A 13779-nucleotide genomic window follows, 5' to 3' on the forward strand; every position below is an offset into this window, starting at 1 on the left:
CTTATGTTCACTGTTTCGCGAAGGTCCGCCTCGACCGCGGTCATGGCCGGTCTGCTCTCGCTCGGGCTCGCCGCCTGCGGCGGCACCACCAAGGACTCGGCCGGTTCGGCGGCCCCGGCGGCCCCGGCATCCTCGGCCCCGGCCAAGGCCGATCCGAACGCGCCGATCAAGGAAGGGCTGAAGATCGCGTTCCTGCCCAAGCAGATCAACAACCCCTACGAGACGATCGTCGACAAGGCGGGCATCGAGGCGGCCGCGGAGTTCAAGGGACAGGCCAAGGAGATCGGGCCCTCCGACGCCTCGGCCTCCTCCCAGGTGTCCTACATCAACACGCTGACCCAGCAGGGCCACGACGCGATCCTGATCGCGGCCAACGACGCCAACGCGGTGTGCGGCCCGCTCCAGCAGGCCCGCGACAAGGGGGTGAAGATCGTCTCCTACGACTCCGACGCCTCCAAGGACTGTCGTGACCTCTTCATCAACCAGGCCAACTCCGAGGAGATCGGACGCAGCCAGGTGAAACTGCTGTCGGAGATGATCGGCGGCAAGGGCGAGGTGGCGATCTTGTCGGCGACGGCGAACGCGACCAACCAGAACACCTGGATCGAGTTCATGAAGGACGAACTGGGCAAGCCCGAGTACGCGGAGATGAAACTGGTCAAGGTCGCCTACGGCGACGACGACGACCAGAAGTCCTTCCAGGAGACCCAGGGACTGCTGCAGGCCTACCCCGACCTGAAGGGCATCATCTCCCCGACCACGGTCGGTATCTCCGCCGCCGCCCGCTACATCTCCGGTTCCAAGTACAAGGGCGAGGTCGTGCTGACCGGTCTGGGCACCCCGAACCAGATGCGCCAGTTCGTCAAGGACGGCACGGTGCAGAAGTTCGCGCTGTGGAACCCCAAGGACCTGGGCTACCTGGCCTCCTACGCCGCCGCGGCGCTGGCCTCCGGGCAGATCACCGGCGCCGAGGGGGAGGTGCTCAAGGCGGGCAGGCTCGGCGAGAGGACCATCGGCAAGGACGGGGAGATCATCTTGGGTCCGCCCTTCGTCTTCGACAAGGCCAACATCGACCAGTTCGACTTCTGACCGACACCACCGGCACGGCCCGCCCGACCCGCGCGCCGTGCCCCGGTGGGACCGGCCGGCGTGCGCGCCGGAACGGTCGGACCGCGTACCCCCACTGGATCAGGAAGATAGGAGGAGGGGCTGTCACGGCCCCGGAGCTTCGATGAGCGACATCAAGGCCGCCCTGCTGGCGCAGGCCATCGAGACCCCGTCATGGGCGTACGGCAACAGCGGTACCCGGTTCAAGGTGTTCGCCCAGCGGGGGGTGCCCCGGGATCCGTACGAGAAGCTCGCGGACGCCGCCCAGGTGCACGCCTTCACGGGCGCCGCGCCGAGCGTGGCGCTGCACATCCCCTGGGACAAGGTCGACGACTACGCCGACCTCGCGGCGCACGCGTCGAACCTGGGAGTGCGGATCGGCGCGATCAACTCCAACGTCTTCCAGGACGACGACTACATGCTGGGCAGCGTGACGAGCCCGGACGCGCGGGTGCGGCGCAAGGCGACCGACCACCTGCTGGAATGCGTCGACGTCATGGACGCCACCGGTTCGGACACGCTGAAGCTGTGGTTCTCCGACGGCACCAACTACCCCGGCCAGGACGACATCCGTTCCCGGCAGGACCGGCTGGCCGAGTCGCTGGCCGAGGTCTACGACCGGCTGGGCGAGCACCAGCGCTTCCTGCTGGAGTACAAGCTGTTCGAGCCGGCCTTCTACACCACCGACGTGCCCGACTGGGGCACCGCCTACGCTCACTGCGTCAAGCTCGGCCCCAAGGCTCAGGTGGTGGTCGACACCGGGCACCACGCGCCGGGCACCAACATCGAGTTCATCGTGGCGTTCCTGCTGCGCGAGGGCAAGCTGGGCGGGTTCGACTTCAACTCCCGCTTCTACGCCGACGACGACCTGATGGCGGGGGCCGCCGACCCGTTCCAGCTCTTCCGTATCATGTTCGAGGTGATTCGCGGTGGCGGATACACCGAGGACGTGGCGTTCATGCTGGACCAGTGCCACAACATCGAGCCGAAGATCGCCGGGCAGATCCGGTCGGTGATGAACGTGCAGGAGGCCACGGCCAAGGCGCTGCTGGTGGACCGGGCGGCGCTGGCGGCGGCCCAGTCCGCCGGTGACGTGCTGGGGGCCAACGGGGTGTTCATGGACGCCTACAACACCGACGTGCGTCCGCTCCTGGCGGAGGTGCGCGCCGAGCAGGGGCTGGACCCCGACCCGATGGCCGCCTACGCGCGCTCGGGGTACTTCGAGAAGATCGCCGCCGAGCGCGTCGGCGGTGCCCAGGCCGGCTGGGGCGCCTGAGACCCGCGCCTCGCATGCTGAGAACACGGTTCATTCGTTGGGGGATATTTCATGAGAACGCCGGTTGAGAAACTGCTGCAGCGGTCACGCGCGCTCGGTGCGGACCCGCGCAACACCAACTTCGCGGGCGGCAACACCTCGGCCAAGGGCGTGGCCGTCGACCCGGTGACCGGCTCCGACGTGGAGCTGATGTGGGTCAAGGGGTCCGGGGGAGACCTCGGCACGCTGGCCGAGACGGGCCTGGCCGTACTGCGGCTGGACCGGCTGCACGCCCTGAGCGGTGTCTACCCGGGGGTCGAACGCGAGGACGAGATGGTCGCCGCGTTCGACTTCTGCGCCTTCGGCAAGGGCGGCGCGGCACCGTCGATCGACACCGCGATGCACGGCCTGGTGGACGCGGCGCACGTGGACCACCTGCACCCGGACGCGGGCATCGCGATCGCCACCGCCGCCGACGGTGAGGCGCTGACGGCACGGATCTTCGGCGACCGGGTGGTCTGGGTGCCGTGGCGGCGCCCCGGCTTCCAGCTCGGCCTCGACATCGCCGCGATCAAGAGGGACAACCCACAGGCCGTGGGCTGCATCCTCGGCGGCCACGGCATCACCGCCTGGGGCGACACCTCCGAGGAGTGCGAGGCCAACTCGCTGTGGATCATCCGGACCGCCGAGGCCCACATCGCCGAACACGGCGCGGCCGAGCCGTTCGGCCCGGTCAGGCCCGGCTACCAGCCGCTTCCCGAGGAGGCCCGGCGTGAGCGGGCCGCCGCGCTCTTCCCGGTGATCCGCGGCCTGGCCTCCACCGACGTGGCGCAGGTCGGCCACTACACCGCGACCGACGAGGTGCTGGACTTCCTGTCCCGCGAGCGTCACCCCGAACTGGCCGCGCTGGGCACCTCCTGTCCCGACCACTTCCTGCGCACCAAGGTGGCCCCGCTGGTGCTCGACCTGCCCGCCGACGCGCCGCTCGACGACGCCGTCACCCGGCTGCGCGAGCTGCACGCCGCCTACCGCGAGGAGTACGCGGCCTATTACGACCGGCACGCCACCGCCGACTCGCCCGCCATGCGCGGCGCGGATCCGGCGATCGTGCTGGTGCCGGGGGTGGGCATGTTCTCCTTCGGCCGGGACAGGCAGACCGCCCGGGTGGCCGGGGAGTTCTACGTCAACGCGATCAACGTGATGCGCGGCGCCGAGGCGCTGTCGCGCTACGCCCCGATCGAGGAGAGCGAGAAGTTCCGGATCGAGTACTGGGAGCTGGAGGAGGCCAAGCTGCGCCGGATGCCGGCGCCGAAGCCGCTGGCCACCAGGGTCGCGCTGGTCACCGGGGGCGGCTCGGGCATCGGCGCGGCCACCGCCCGCAGGCTGGCCGCCGAGGGCGCGTGCGTGGTGGTGGCCGATCGCGACCTGGACGCCGCGGAGAAGGTCGCCGCCGAGCTCGGCGCCGGAGCCTACCGGGCCGAGGACGTGGCGACCGCCGTGCGGGTGGACGTCACCGACGAGGCACAGGTGATCTCCGCGCTCCAGGCGGCGGTGCTGGCGTTCGGCGGGGTGGACCTGGTGGTCAACAACGCCGGCCTGTCGCTGTCGCGCTCGCTGCTGGAGACCAGCGTCGCCGACTGGGACCTGCAGCACGACGTGATGGCCCGCGGCTCGTTCCTGGTCTCGCGGGAGAGCGCCCGGGTGATGGTCGACCAGGGCATGGGCGGGGAGATCGTCTACATCTCCTCCAAGAACGCGGTGTTCGCCGGGCCGAACAACGTGGCCTACGGGGCGGCCAAGGCCGACCAGGCGCACCAGGTACGGCTGCTGGCGGCCGAGCTGGGCCAGTACGGGATCAGGGTCAACGGCATCAATCCCGACGGGGTGGTGCGCGGCTCCGGCATCTTCGCCTCGGGCTGGGGGGCCAACCGGGCGGCGGTGTACGGGGTTCAGGAGGAGAAGCTGGGCGAGTACTACGCGCAGCGCACCCTGCTCAAGCGCGAGGTGCTGCCCGAGCACATCGCCGCCGCGGTCTTCCAGTTGACCCAGCTCACCCAGACCACCGGCCTGCACATCCCGGTGGACGCCGGCGTCGCCGCCGCCTTCCTGCGCTGACCCCGCTTCCCGTGGCAATCCCCGGTGAGAGGAGAACGTCTTGACCACGGTCCTGGATCGGATCGCCCCGCCCCGCACGAAGGTGGGACTGGTCGCCGGTGGGCTGGGAGCCTACTGGCCGCAGTTCCCCGACCTGCTCCCGCAGCTCCGGCGCTCCTCCGAGCGCGTCTCGGCGCGGATGCGGGAGCTGGGCTGCGACGTCGTCGACGTCGGCTTCATCTCCGACGCCCAGGAGGGTGCGGTCGCGGCGGAGAGGCTGCGCGAGGCCGGCTGTGACATCATCGTGGGCTTCCTGACCACGTACATGACCGCGACGATGCTCCTGCCGGTCGCGCAGCGCAGCGGCGCGCCGGTACTGCTGATCAATCTCCAGCCCAGCGAGTCGATGGACCACGCGACCTTCGACACCGGCCAGTGGCTCGCCTACTGCGGGGCGTGCCCGCTGCCGGAGATGGCCAACACCTTCATCCGCGCGGGCATCCCCTTCCGGTCGGTGTCGGGGTACCTGGAGGACGAGCGGGCCTGGGCCAAGATCGGCCGATGGGTGCGGGCCGCCGGTGTGCGCGCCGCGCTGCGCCGGGGCCGCCACGGGCTGATGGGGCACCTGTACCCCGGCATGCTCGATGTGGCCACCGACCTGACCCTGGTGCCGGTGAACCTCGGCGGGCACGTGGAGGTGCTGGAGTTCGACGACCTGCGGGTGCGGGTGGAGAAGGTCACCGACGCCGAGGTCAAGGAGCGTACCGGTCTGGCACGGGAGGTCTTCGAGCTGGCCGACACGGTCAACGACGAGGACTTCGCCTGGGCCGCGCGGGTCTCGGTCGGGCTGGACCGGCTGGTGGAGGACTTCGCCCTCGACAGCCTGGCCTACTACCACCGGGGCCTGGACGGGGAGATCCACGAGCGGCTGGGCGCGGGCATGATCCTGGGCTCGTCCCTGCTGACCGCGCGGGGCATCCCCACGGCCGGCGAGTACGAGCTGCGTACCTCGCTCGCCATGCTGGTCATGGACCGGATCGGGGCAGGCGGTTCGTTCACCGAACTGCAGGCGCTGGACTTCGCGCGCGGTCATGTGGAGATGGGCCACGACGGCCCCGCCCACCTGGCGATCAGCGCGCGCCGGCCGCTGCTGCGCGGGCTGGGCGTCTACCACGGCAAGCGCGGGTGGGGCGTCTCGGTGGAGTTCGACGTGGCGCACGGTCCAGTGACCACGCTCGGCCTGCTGCAGCGGCGCGACGGTACGTTCGCCTTCGTGGTCTCCGAGGGCGTCACGGTGGAGGGCCCGCTGCTGCGGATCGGCAACACCACCTCGCGGGTGGACTTCGGCTGCGACCCGGGGGAGTGGACCGACGCGTGGAGCGCCACGGGCATCTCCCATCACTGGGCGCTGGGCACCGGCCACCGGCTGGCCGAGCTGCGCGCGGTCGCCGACCTGCTCGGCATCGAGGTCGTCCACGTCCAGCCCTGAGGCGCGGCCCCGCCGGCCGGCTCTCCCGAGGGAATGACCGCTCCGCCGGGCGACGGCGCGGCCCGCGGCTTCGGGGAAAGCGCCCCGCGCAGGGGTGAACCACCCGCCACCCATCCGAGGCCGCCCCCGGCCCCCTACGGCTCGGGGTCCATCCGCCCATGCCCGAGAACACCTCCGCGACGGTCTACACCGTCGGCTCCGGGACCTGGACCTTCCGGGCCGTCGCCAAGGGCTGACCCTCCACCTGCCCGGATCCCTCCGCCCGGGACCACACGTCCCGGGCGGAGGGATCCGCGGTTTTGGGGAACGTCTCCGCGGGGCCGACGGAGACGGCCGAGGAGGGGGTGCGCTCACGCACGTCCTCGCTGCGGATCGCCATCACGGCGGGCGGGCTGCCCAGGTCACCGTACCTGGCGGCGACGGCGGCGGTGATCGCCCGGCAGGCGTCGGCGACCGTCTCCTTCGAGGAGCCCGGCGGGTGACCGGCCGACAGATGACCCAGCAGCGCCGCGAACCGCAGCTCCTCGGCCGCCGCGCGGGGAATCCCGTCGTCGGACGGCGGCAGAGGCCGGTCCAGCCAGAACACCCCGCCGCGCAGGAACGCGGGATAGGTCACCTCGTCCCGCTGGAGCGTACGCACCGAGTCGACCAGTAACCGCCCGAACTCCGTCAGGTCGGTATCCGGTGGCAGGTCGGTCGTGACCAGCAGCGAAACCCTCAGTGCGTTCACCATGAGCGGTTATCCCTCCTTGAGGTGGCTCATAGTAGGGGGCGCCACCGACAGTTACCGCGAGGCTGGTGAATCGTGGCGAGATCGGGGGCCGTCGGTGCCGGTGGGATCACCCGAGATCACCGCCCGCGATTCCGCGCCGACGGTCAGAGCGGCCTGGGGGCGGGCAGGGTGATCCTGTCGACGGCCTCGCGGCGGCGTCGTTCGGGGCGGCGGTCGTAGCGGGCCGTGGTGGCGGGGGAGGAGTGGCCGACGAGGGCCTGCGCGGTGGCCAGGTCCACCCCGGCGTCGAGCAGCTCGCCGATGAAGGTGCGCCTGAAGTCGTGCGGGGTGCGTGCCCCGGCCCCGGCCTCGGCCAGGCGTCTGGTCAGGATGTCGGCGACCGCCTGTCCCGTCATGGGCGCGGGCCCGCCGTCCCTGGTCCGCAACCGGCCGAGCTTGCTGACGGGGCAGAACAGGGCCCCCGCGGAGCGGCCCCGTACGGCCAGCCAGCGTTCCATCCTGGCCATGGCCTCGGTGGTGAGGTAGACCATCCGCTCCTTGTCACGCTTGCCGCGCACCCGCAGCGAGCGGGAGCCGGGGTCGTAGTCGCCCAGTGCGAGCCCGGCGATCTCGGCGCGGCGGCAGCCGGTGGAGTAGAGCGCCGCCAGCAGGGCGGCGTCGCGGACCCCCGCGGGGGAGTCGTCGCGGTCGCAGGCGGCCAGCGCGGCGCCCACCACCTCAGGCGGGACGTGCTGGCCCGTCGGCAGGCGGGTGTGCTCGACCGTCGGCAGGTCGGCGGCGCGCTGGTACTCCTCGGCGGTCATCAGGCCGAGCCGCCAGGCCTCGCGCAGCACCCTGCGCAGCGCGACCAGGTGCTTGTTGACGTACGAGGGGGACCAGCCGCGCTCGGTCATCAGGGCGCGGATGCGCACCGTGTGCTCATAGCGCAGCAGGTGCCAGGGCCGGCCCGCGCCGCTGGAGACCTCGTCGCCGGAGACGAGCGCCGCGAGCCTGTCGAGACAGCCGCGCATGGTGCGGCGGGACTCGGCGCTGGTCAGGGAGTCGAGATACACCCGGTAGGGGTCTCGCGCGGGCTCGATGGAGGGGCCGGGCGAGGCGGGGACGGCTGGCACGCTCACCATGCCGACCCTACCGGGGGTCATGAATCCGCGCTGTGCAGGCGCGGGCGCGAGATTCCATCCTTGCCGGAGAGGAGGAAGGATCGCAGTATGACGGACGGACGAGTCAACGACCCCCTCCTGAAGGAGAGGGCTTGAGGCGCAGCGATGCGCTTCACAAGCCCCGCGTTGACCAGCCCTAGTCATCAGCTCAAGGAGGTGCGTTTTGATGGCTACGTTGAACACGAGATCGCAGACCGACCTTGGGGTGCTTCCTCAGCCTGCTGCTCTGGAATCCGTGGGAGCAGACACGCCCGAGGGTGGGCACGAAACGGCTCACGGACACCGCCGCCAGGCGGTACCTGGTGTTCGACCTGGGCGAGGGGAGATCGAGCGGACCGGCACCCGGCCTGCTCGGCGTCACCCCGAGGACGCTTCGGTGTCCGAGGGAGCGAACCGTGAGGTTCACCCGGTCGTGTTCGTCTTGGACGCCCGCGGCCACCCGCTCGATCCCTGCCATCCCGCTCGTGCCCGTCGCCTGCTGGCGGCCGGGCGGGCGGTGGTGGCCCGTCACACCCCGTTCGTCATCCGTCTCAAAGATCGCGACGCGGCGGCCTCGACCGTCGAGGGCGTGCACGTGGGCATCGACCCGGGCAGCAAGCACACCGGCCTGGCCGTGTTCACCAACCATGAGGGGAGCCGGGCCGGACGGTATGCGATCCAGCTCGACCACCGAGGCGCACTGATCCGTGACAAGCTCACCGCCCGCTCGCGGTATCGACGGCGACGCCGTAGCGCGAACCTGCGCTACCGCTCCCCCCGGTTCCTCAACCGCATCAAACCGCAGGGGTGGCTCGCGCCGTCGCTGCGACACCGCGTCGACACCACCGTGTCGTGGGTGGCGCGGCTGACCCGGTGGGCGCCCGTGGCCGCCGTCCACGTGGAGAAGGTCTCCTTCGACACCCACGCCCTATCGGCCGGGCGGCCGCTCGAAGGAGCGGAATACAAGCGGGGAACCCTCGCCGGGTACGAGGTGCGCGAATACCTGCTCGCCAAATGGGGGCGCGCTTGTGCCTACTGCGGCAAGCAGGACGTGCCGTTGAACCTCGATCACATCCACCCCCGCAGCCGGGGCGGCTCCGACCGCGTCAGTAACCTCACCCTGGCTTGCATCCCGTGTAACCAGACCAAGAACGCCACCCCCGTGCAGGAGTTCCTCAAGGACAAGCCCGCCCTCCTCGCGGAAATCCTCAAGCAGGCGAAAGCACCGCTGCGCGACGCCGCCGCCGTCAACACCACCCGCTGGGCGCTGTGGCGGGCACTGGAAGCAACCGACCTGCCCGTTCACACCGCCTCCGGCGGGCGCACCAAATGGAACCGCTCCCGCACCGGCGCCCCGAAATCCCACACGTTGGACGCGCTGCACGTCGGCCACCTGGAGAGCGTGGCCGCCTGGCCGTCCACCGTGCTCGTGGCCAAGGCGACCGGGCGCGGCACCTACGCCCGCACCATCCCCGACCGATACGGGTTCCCCCGTCTTGTCCGGCCACGGAGCAAACGGCACCACCGCTTCCAAACCGGCGACCTGGTCCGGGCGAACGTCCCGGCGGGCAAGAAGGCCGGGGTTCACGCCGGGCGAGTCCTGGTCCGCTCTTCTGGCTCGTTCGACATCACCACCCGGCACGGTCGCGTCGCCGGGATCAACCACCGGCACGTCCGTCATCTTCAGCGCGCGGACGGCTACGGCTACACGACCCGGAAAGAAGCCGATCAAAATGACCGACCAGTCAGAGCACGCTCGGGCCTTGACGGCCCTCCCGCTCCCGATTCCTCCCCGGCCTGAAGGCCGGGGCATCCTGGTGACGGCGGTCAGCCGTAGCGCCACCCACACCTTTGGCAAGTTCACGGAACCCGCCATCCGGCTGCTGGCTGGGCTGGGCGTGGAGGGGGACGCGCATCTCGGGGTGACCGTGAAACACCGGTCGCGGGTGGCGCAGGATCCCACCCAGCCCAACCTGCGCCAGGTTCATCTGATCCAGGCCGAGCTCCACGACGAACTGCGGGCCGCGGGCTTCTCGGTGGCCGCCGGAGAGCTGGGGGAGAACGTCACCACCCGGGGCGTCGACCTGCTCGGCCTGCCGGTGGGGACACTGCTCAGACTGGGGCGGGACGCGGTGGTGGAGGTGACCGGGCTGCGCAATCCCTGCGGGCAGATCGAGGGTTTCCAGAAGGGCCTGCTCAGGCAGGTGGTGGGCCGGGACGAGAACGGTGAGCTGGTCCGCAGGGCCGGGGTGATGAGCGTGGTGGTGGCGGGCGGTGAGGTGCGGCCCGGCGATCCGATCGAGGTGGAGCGGCCACCGCTCCCGCACCGGCGCCTGGACCGTGTCTAGGTCCATAACGCCATGTCGAAGCCGATAAGTGTGTGGTTGGCTGTCTCCAATGGACATCTCATCGCGGGTTTCCGCCTACCTTCGGGCATATGACGAGCAGCTCCGGGCCCGGCCGATGCCGGGTCGCACGGCCGAGAGGATCGGGCCGCTGCTGAGGGTCGTGTCGAACGGCCACGGCCAAGGTTTCCTGACATATCGCGACCTTGGTGGTTTGCAGGGTGTCGAACTGGACGCCTTCATCGCGCGCCAGCGGGACTTCTTCACCCGGGTCGGGCGCGAGGTCGAGTGGAAGTACCACGGCTATGACCTGCCCGCCGACCTGCCCGAGCGGCTCGTGGTGGCCGGGTTCGAGGCGGGGGAGCGGGAGACGGTGCTCGTCGGCGAGGCCGGTGAGCTGGCCGGTGCCCACGTGCCACCCGCCGGGGTGCGGCTGCGCGAGGTGGCGGGGCGCGATGACCTGGAGCGCATCCGCGAGCTGGAGGAGACGGTCTGGGATGCCGACCACGGCTGGCTGCCCGGCATGCTGGAGCGCGAGCTCGCCGGTCCTGGAGATCCGTGCACGGTGGTGATCGCCGAGGCGGGCGGGCAGTTGGTGTGCGCGGCATGGGTGCGTTTCCACGAGGGCACCGACTTCGTCTCCCTGTGGGGCGGCTCGACCCTGAAGGAGTGGCGGGGCAGGGGTATCTACCGGGCGATGGTGTCGTACCGGGCGGAGCTGGCGGTGGCGCGAGGTTTCCGGCTGGTGCAGGTGGACGCCTCCGATGCCAGCCGCCCGATCCTGGCCAGGCTCGGGCTGGAGGCGATCACGACGACGACGCCGTACGTGTGGGTGCCGCCGACCCTCTGACCTGGCACCGCCCGCTGGAAGCCGTGTGGGATGAATTATTCCGTTCTGGTAGCTTGAAGTGGATCAAGACGAGGCCGCGCCGCCGCGACTCGCGATGAGAGGACACGCATGCCCGAGGTGCTCAGCCGGCGCGCGCTCAACCGGGCCACCCTGGAGCGGCAGCTGCTGCTGGCCCGCGCCGAGCTGTCCGCGCTGGAGGCGGTCCGGCACCTGTACGGCATGCAGGCACAGGCCCCCAACCCTCCCTACGTCGGGCTCTGGGCACGCCTGGCCGGGTTCGCCCACGACGACCTCGCCCGGTTGATCAACGAGCGCCTGGTGGTGAGGCTGGCGCTGATGCGCTCCACCATCCACCTGGTCACCGCCGACGACTGCCTGGCGCTTCGCCCGCTGCTGGGACCGCTGCTGGCGCGGGGCCTGCGGGGTACGCACAGCAAGGGCCTGGCCGGCGTGGACCTGGACGAGCTGACCGCCGCGGGGCGCGAGCTGGTGGAGGAGCGTCCGCTGACCTTCCGTGAGCTCGGGGCGGTGCTGCGGGAGCGGTGGCCGGATTCCCCCGCCGACGCCCTGGCCGCCGGGGTGCGCAACACGCTGGCGCTGGTGCAGGTCCCGCCGAGAGGCATCTGGGGTGTGGGTGGCCAGGCCACCCACACCACCGCGGAGGCATGGCTGGGCCGGTCGCAGGAGGAGCGGCCCTCCGCCGAGGAGGCGATCCGCCGCTATCTCGCCGCCTACGGTCCCGCCACGGTGATGGACGTCCAGCAGTGGTCGGGCATGACCCGTCTGGGGGAGATCGTCCGCGGGATGGGCCTGCGGACCTTCGCGACCGAGGACGGCGCGGAGCTGTTCGACCTGCCAGAGGCGCCGCGCCCCGGCCCCGAGACCCCTGCCCCGGTGCGCTACCTGTCGGAGTTCGACAACACGCTGCTGTCGTTCGCCCCGCGGACCAGGACCCGGATCACGGAGGAGGAGTATCGGGGACGGATCTTCACGGTCAACGGCATCATCAAGGCGACGGTACTGGTCGACGGCTTCGTACGGGGAATGTGGAAGGTGACGGGGAAACGGGGCGAGGCGATCCTGGAGGTGGAGCTGTTCGCGCCGGTGAGCGCGGGGGAGCGGGCGGACCTGGAGGTGGAGGGAGCACGCCTGCTCGACTTCGTCGCCCCTGAGGCGTCATCTCGCGACATCCGTTTCCACGAGGCCTGACCGCGGGTCGCGCAGCCTCCCCGCCGCGCCGGCCGATGGGCCAGGTGGGCGGTGCCGGGGCTTCGGGGAGTTCTGAGGCGAGGTCTCGCCGCCCGCCGGCGGGGGTGCCGGAGACGGCCTTTTCGTGGTGAAGGGCGAGTGCCCTGAAATGGCGTGCCGCCTTTTCCCGAGGCGTGTCCGTGGTCTGCGTTGTCAGGGCGAAGAACCTCGATGAACAGCGTTGTGGTAAACGGGGTCACGTGAAATTATCGGTTAAGTATGGTGATTTCCGGATTAAGGCATGCCATGAGACGTTTGATCGCTCTGATAAGTGCTCTCCTGTGCGCCGCCGCGCTTGTCGCCGTTCCCTCGGCCGCGGCCGCAGAGGCCCCTGGAATCCGGCTCAAGCTGCGCTTCGGATGGTGTGAGACCGCCTGTGTGATCCATGTCACCGTCACGAACAAGAGCCGTCGTCACATCGACTGGGTGGGGGGCAAGTGCACCCTCCGGGTCAACGGGCGCGTAGTGGGAAAGGGGCAGGTCTATATAGGATCCATCAAGCGTGGTGGTTCTCGCACCAGCCGATGTTCCGTTGTCGACTCGCGTCTGGAAAAGGCCTGGTGGAACTACTACAACGGCGATGCCGACTTCAACACGTATGCCACCGTCAACGCCATTTATCACTACCGATACTAGAATTCATCTGTCATATCGGGTGTCCTTAACCGGGCGAGCCCGGCCAGGGGCTTCACTGCCGGGGCGAGGGCGTCTCCGGGCCCTGGTCCGATCGGCCGGCGGCCGGGATCGATGGTTACCAGGCCAATTCTGAAAATTGGCCGTTCTCCCGGCAGGAGGGATGCTCGATGATGTGCCCATGATCTCTGTCAGCGCCCTCGCGGGTATCGCCGCAGTCGCCCTCGGCCTGGTGCTCACTCCCGGCCCCAACATGATCTACCTGGTGTCGCGGTCCGTGACGCAGGGGCGCTGGGCCGGGCTGATCTCCCTGGCGGGCGTCGCGGCGGGCTTCCTGGTCTACCTGCTGGCGGCGGTGGCCGGGATCGCCACGATCTTCGCGATGGTGCCCGCCGTCTACGTCGCGGTCAAGCTCGCGGGCGCCGGGTACCTGCTCTGGCTGGCCTGGAAGACGGTCAGGCCCGGCGGTGAGCCGATCTTCGCCCCCGGCGCCCTCTCCGCGGATCCGCCGCGGCGGCTGTTCTCCATGGGACTGGTCACCAACCTGCTCAACCCCAAGATCGCCATCCTGTATGTGTCGCTGCTGCCCCAGTTCGTCGATCCGGCCCGGGGTGACGTCGGCACGCAGAGCCTCCTGCTGGGAGCCACCCAGATCGTCATCGCCCTGTCGGTCAACGCGATGATCGTGCTGACCGCGGGCTCGGTCGCGACCTTCCTCGGCCGGCGGCCCACCTGGATGCGCGTGCAGCGCTACCTGACGGGCACCGTGCTCGCGGGCCTCGCCATTCGCATCGCCGGCGACCGTTCGCCCGCCGTGGCCGCCTAGGGAGCCGTTCTCGCCGGTGTCGGCCCGTCGCGATGTCGTCCAGGTACGCCTTGAGACCCG

12 protein-coding genes are annotated in these 13779 nt (G+C 70.4%); 10 read left to right on the top strand and 2 right to left on the bottom strand.

Features of this window, described 5'->3' with window-relative positions:
• Window positions 1-3 precede the first annotated feature (3 nt).
• From rhaS to ABT061_RS28725, 4 genes are all read left to right on the top strand, one after another.
• Window positions 4-1089 (top strand): rhamnose ABC transporter substrate-binding protein, encoded by a 1086-nt coding sequence (gene rhaS, locus ABT061_RS28710; protein WP_350923728.1) that lies wholly within the window; start codon window positions 4-6, stop codon window positions 1087-1089.
• 142 nt (window positions 1090-1231) lie between these two features.
• Window positions 1232-2383: an L-rhamnose isomerase gene (gene rhaI / locus ABT061_RS28715; protein WP_350923730.1), complete on the top strand. Its 1152-nt coding sequence runs from the start codon at window positions 1232-1234 to the stop codon at window positions 2381-2383.
• 51 nt (window positions 2384-2434) lie between these two features.
• Window positions 2435-4477 carry a bifunctional aldolase/short-chain dehydrogenase gene (locus ABT061_RS28720; RefSeq protein ID WP_350923732.1) on the top strand — a complete coding sequence of 681 codons (2043 nt, stop codon included), beginning with the start codon at window positions 2435-2437 and terminating at the stop codon, window positions 4475-4477.
• Window positions 4478-4517: 40 nt separating this feature from the next.
• The gene (locus tag ABT061_RS28725) at window positions 4518-5945 is read left to right on the top strand and encodes an L-fucose/L-arabinose isomerase family protein (protein WP_350923734.1); all 1428 of its coding nucleotides are present in this window, start codon (window positions 4518-4520) and stop codon (window positions 5943-5945) included.
• Between the two features lie 184 nt (window positions 5946-6129).
• Here ABT061_RS28725 and ABT061_RS28730 read toward each other — a convergent pair whose 3' ends face one another.
• Entirely contained in the window at window positions 6130-6678 is a 549-nt protein-coding gene (locus ABT061_RS28730) for a hypothetical protein (protein WP_350923736.1), read from the bottom strand.
• A gap of 143 nt (window positions 6679-6821) precedes the next feature.
• The gene (locus ABT061_RS28735) at window positions 6822-7820 is read right to left on the bottom strand and encodes a tyrosine-type recombinase/integrase (protein WP_350923738.1); all 999 of its coding nucleotides are present in this window, start codon (window positions 7818-7820) and stop codon (window positions 6822-6824) included.
• 394 nt (window positions 7821-8214) lie between these two features.
• On the opposite strand from ABT061_RS28735, the gene iscB reads away from it, so the two are divergent.
• From iscB to ABT061_RS28765, 6 genes are all read left to right on the top strand, one after another.
• Window positions 8215-9618, top strand: a complete 1404-nt coding sequence (gene iscB, locus ABT061_RS28740) for an RNA-guided endonuclease IscB (RefSeq protein ID WP_350923740.1) — start codon at window positions 8215-8217, stop codon at window positions 9616-9618.
• Window positions 9581-10165 carry an MOSC domain-containing protein gene (locus tag ABT061_RS28745; RefSeq protein ID WP_350923742.1) on the top strand — a complete coding sequence of 195 codons (585 nt, stop codon included), beginning with the start codon at window positions 9581-9583 and terminating at the stop codon, window positions 10163-10165. The genes iscB and ABT061_RS28745 overlap by 38 nt, the downstream gene beginning before the upstream one ends.
• Before the next feature lie 49 nt (window positions 10166-10214).
• Entirely contained in the window at window positions 10215-11012 is a 798-nt protein-coding gene (locus tag ABT061_RS28750; RefSeq protein ID WP_350923744.1) for a GNAT family N-acetyltransferase, read from the top strand.
• A 108-nt stretch (window positions 11013-11120) separates the two neighbouring features.
• The gene (locus tag ABT061_RS28755; protein WP_350923747.1) at window positions 11121-12221 is read left to right on the top strand and encodes a winged helix DNA-binding domain-containing protein; all 1101 of its coding nucleotides are present in this window, start codon (window positions 11121-11123) and stop codon (window positions 12219-12221) included.
• 294 nt (window positions 12222-12515) lie between these two features.
• Window positions 12516-12896 carry a hypothetical protein gene (locus ABT061_RS28760; protein WP_350923749.1) on the top strand — a complete coding sequence of 127 codons (381 nt, stop codon included), beginning with the start codon at window positions 12516-12518 and terminating at the stop codon, window positions 12894-12896.
• Window positions 12897-13074: 178 nt separating this feature from the next.
• Window positions 13075-13719, top strand: coding sequence for a LysE family translocator (locus ABT061_RS28765; RefSeq protein WP_350923751.1), 645 nt, complete (start codon window positions 13075-13077; stop codon window positions 13717-13719).
• Window positions 13720-13779: the final 60 nt, after the last annotated feature.

Origin of the sequence: Streptosporangium sp. NPDC002544 (genome assembly GCF_040295965.1) — a bacterium.
Taxonomy (GTDB): domain Bacteria; phylum Actinomycetota; class Actinomycetes; order Streptosporangiales; family Streptosporangiaceae; genus Streptosporangium.